This window comes from Mycobacterium sp. (assembly GCF_052144515.1).
GTDB lineage: Bacteria > Actinomycetota > Actinomycetes > Mycobacteriales > Mycobacteriaceae > Mycobacterium.
The window spans coordinates 1-3,367 of record NZ_JBKQQD010000267.1; the positions used below are offsets into that span (position 1 = coordinate 1).

The 3,367-nt window shown below is 64.2% G+C and carries 4 protein-coding genes; all 4 read right to left on the bottom strand.

What is annotated here, in order from left to right; translation table 11 throughout:
• Positions 1-18: 18 nt before the first annotated feature.
• The 4 genes from ACLP9N_RS17750 to tnpA all read right to left on the bottom strand — a co-directional run bounded on the left by ACLP9N_RS17750 (position 19) and on the right by tnpA (position 3,093).
• Positions 19-186: a hypothetical protein gene (locus ACLP9N_RS17750; RefSeq protein ID WP_442408653.1), complete on the bottom strand. Its 168-nt coding sequence runs from the start codon at positions 184-186 to the stop codon at positions 19-21.
• Positions 187-587: 401 nt separating this feature from the next.
• Complete coding sequence (gene tnpC / locus ACLP9N_RS17755; protein ID WP_442408654.1) at positions 588-2,258, bottom strand: IS66 family transposase; 1,671 nt, start codon at positions 2,256-2,258, stop codon at positions 588-590.
• A gap of 65 nt (positions 2,259-2,323) precedes the next feature.
• Positions 2,324-2,698 (bottom strand): IS66 family insertion sequence element accessory protein TnpB, encoded by a 375-nt coding sequence (tnpB, locus tag ACLP9N_RS17760; RefSeq protein WP_442408655.1) that lies wholly within the window; start codon positions 2,696-2,698, stop codon positions 2,324-2,326.
• Positions 2,698-3,093 (bottom strand): IS66 family insertion sequence element accessory protein TnpA, encoded by a 396-nt coding sequence (gene tnpA, locus ACLP9N_RS17765; RefSeq protein WP_442408656.1) that lies wholly within the window; start codon positions 3,091-3,093, stop codon positions 2,698-2,700. The genes tnpB and tnpA overlap by 1 nt, the downstream gene beginning before the upstream one ends.
• Positions 3,094-3,367 lie beyond the last annotated feature (274 nt).

Sequence of the window (3,367 nt, forward strand, 5' to 3'; positions counted from 1 at the left end):
GGTGCGGGGTATCGGGCGTTAGAGCTCCGCCGCCTCGGCCGGCAAGCTCGCGAGGAGTTCGGCCGGCGGCGCGACTCCTCCCTTGGGAAGCCTCGGCTCGCCCGATTCTTGAGCGAGCGAAGGCGCGGGCCAGCATGCCGTGCAGAGACTCACCACGCAGGCGGCCAGTACGATCCTCGTGCTCATGCGATACCCTCGTTCGGTAGGAGAGACCTCGTTCGTGGGCGGTAAGCGTGCTGTGAGACCATACCCCCTGGGGGCGCGGCAACACCGGCCCCGTGGCCACGGGCGGCGCCCACCCGGCCCGCTCGCCCGGGGCGGGATCATGCACGCGAGCATCAGTCGTGCTCGCCGCTCCCCGCACGGCCCGGGCCCTTGGTGGGCGTGGGCCTGTCGCTCCGTTCCCCCCCGGCTCTGGTTTCGGGCGGAGCCGCCTGCGCGCGAGCAGACAATACGATCGCTTGGCCCACCGCCGGCCGCCGACTCGCGTCGGACGTAAGCGGGTCAGTGAGCCCCGTTCATTCTTATCAACGACTCGCACAACGAGGCGTCGCAGACGCTGGGCGCGGGAACCAGCGCTGCCAGCGTCAGAGACTTGGGCTCAGCTCCCTGGCCTTCTCCCGGCGGAAAGCTCGACGGCGACGTCGCGCATTCGCGGCCGCTTCCGCCTCATCGCGACGGTACTGGAGGAAATGCTCCCGGTGCGCCGCGATCCACACGTCGGGCAAGAGCGACTCCAGGTCCACCTCGTCCGATGACAGGGCGACCAGCAAAGCTCGCACGTACGCGAATGGCTCGATCAGATAGCGTTTGGCATTGGCCAGGATGCTGAACAAGATCGCTGCCGTCTCGCCCCCCTGGTCACTCCCGAGGAACATCCAGTTTTTTCGTCCGATTGCGCACAGCCGTAGCGTCCGCTCCGACGTGTTGTTATCGATCTCCAGCCGGCCGTCCTCGATGTATCGCCGCATTTCATCCGGGCGGTTCAGAACGTAGTCGATCGCTTGCCTGTACTTGCTCTTGGGCAAGGCGCCGTCCTTCTGCTCGCGCAGGTATGCCATCAGACGATCCAGCACCGGCACGCTCCGCTCCTGGCGGACCGCTTTCCGCTCGTCCGCCCCCTGAAGCCGGATCTCGTCCTCGATGTCGTACAACTGCCCAATGAGGCCCAGCACGTAATGCGCCTCGCGCGGCTGACTCAACCGGGCGTCGAAGAAGTTGCGGCGCGCATGGGACCAGCAGCCCACCGGGATGATCCGGCCGGCCGATTTCAAGACCACCGATTCGTAGGCCCCGTAGGCGTCCGTCTGTAAATAACCTCGGAAATCCTTGAGAAACTCGACTGGGCCGTCGCGGCTGCGCGAATCACGATAGTCGTAGATCGTGTAGCCGTGATCGCCGGCGCTGATATAGGTCCAGAATTGGCCCTTCCGTGTTGAATCCCGCGTGGGATCCAGCACCCGCACGGGGGTCTCATCGGCGTTGATTACACCCGATTGGACCACCCGCTTCGCCATCAGTTCAACCAACGGACGCAATAGCTGAGCACATTGGGCCAACCAGCCGCAGAGCGTGCTCCGGGACAGGAAGATGCCGTGGCGGGCCATGACGTCCTGCTGACGATAGAGCGGCAGGTGATCGGAGAACTTGTTGACAATCACGTACGCCAGCAGTCCGGGCCCAGCCAGGCCACGCTCAATCGGACTGGCCGCCCGCTCGGCCGACGTCACACCGTCTTTACAGCAGGAACAGGCGAATTTCGGATAGATATGCCGCAGCACGTACATCTTACCTGGCTCATATTCGAGTTGCTCGGTGACGTCTTCACCGATCTGGACCTTCTCGCGGCCGCAGCCGCAGACACGTTCCGCCGGGGAAACGTCATGGGGAACGTCCTTGCGGGGCAGATGGTCGGGGACTGGCCGACGGCCATGTCCCTTTTTCCGCTTGCGCGACGGCGATTCCTCGTCCGCCGCGGAAGGGGTTGATTCATCGGGCGGGGGCGGCGGAGCACCGTCGTCGAAGAGGTGTTGCTGCCCGGGCGCTTCCGGCAGCCGCTCACGGCGCGGCCCGAAGAGCATCCGCTTCAGTACGAGGTATTCTTCCTTGAGGCACGCGTAGGAACGCTGCATTTCCTCGGTTGTCGCCACAAACTCGTCGAGCTGTCGCTCGAGATCGCGGAGGCGGAGGAGAAGGGCGCGGAGCAATTCCTGGCAGGCGGGCAGGTCGTCAGGGATGGAATTGAGTTGCTCCGTCATAATCATATTTACGACCACGACGGAGCATCCGTTGGAGAATTCCCAGAATATTTTCCGCGCGAGGCTCAACTGGCGCGGGCGTAGCGTTTGCGGCGCTGGGCCGTGGTCACGTCGATGCCAGAGAGGAGCAAAGCCAGGTCCGTCGCGGTGAGTTCGAGGCCGGCTTGCCCTGTTTTGCGATCGGCGCTGGCTGCGGGATCGAGCTTTTGAAAAGTGCCGGCCTCGAGCCGCTTGTACCAGATGACCAGACCGTCTCGCTCCCAGAAAAGGATTTTGACGCGGTCGCGGCGGCGATTGAGAAACAGGAACAGGTGACCCGAGAGAGGATCTTGGCCGAGGAACTCACGGGCCATTCCGACGAGACCGTCGAAGCTCTTGCGCATATCGGTGGGCTGGGTGCAGAGAAAGACTCGCACGGCGGCGGGGAGTTGAGGGAACATCAGTTGGCTCCTTGGCGAGAGCCGTCGAGTTGCCCGGCCGCCGTGATCGCGGCCTGAAGCAAGAGGGGATCGATGATGCCCTTGAGCCGTACCGTGCAGGCGTTGGTCAGCTCGATCTCCAACTCCGCGCCTGCGGCGGGCTCGAGGATCGACAGCGGGACGAAATTGGCAGCCGTAGTCGCGTGGCGCGAGGGGCGCACGCCGGGGACCTGCGCGGGGCGGCCTGGCGGTACCTCATCGACACGCTTCCTCCAGTAGTAAAACGTCGTGACGCTGACACCGAGCTGCCGGCAGAAGTCGGCGACGTTCAGGGTCGTCTTCCGCTGCCGTTGGAATTGTGCTCGCCACCAGTCGATCCGCGACTGGTGATTCGTTCGCGGTCCTGTCGCAACCATGTTGATTCTCCCGGTACCGCGTCAAAAGCGGTCCGGGGCCAGACGACGATGCCCGGCGATCATCCCCGGTGCCGCGTGGCGCGCGGTCCGCGGGTCAGGCTACCGCGCCCGGCAAGGATGGTTCGGCCGAACGGATACGATGGCACAACGGGAGATACTGGCATCATTCGGAGAACTCGATTACCTCTAGACTTCGACCCTTGGCGAATGCAAGGGATATCTTCGACCAATGAGGGAGTTCAAGTCGCTAGAGATCGGGCGCTAGAGGTCAGGG

Coding starts and splice junctions, on each gene's coding strand:
- tnpC (WP_442408654.1), bottom strand. CDS start 2,258: ATGACGGAGCAACTCAATTCCATCCCTGACGACCTGCCCGCCTGCCAG.
- tnpB (WP_442408655.1), bottom strand. CDS start 2,698: ATGTTCCCTCAACTCCCCGCCGCCGTGCGAGTCTTTCTCTGCACCCAG.
- ACLP9N_RS17750 (WP_442408653.1), bottom strand. CDS start 186: ATGAGCACGAGGATCGTACTGGCCGCCTGCGTGGTGAGTCTCTGCACG.
- tnpA (WP_442408656.1), bottom strand. CDS start 3,093: ATGGTTGCGACAGGACCGCGAACGAATCACCAGTCGCGGATCGACTGG.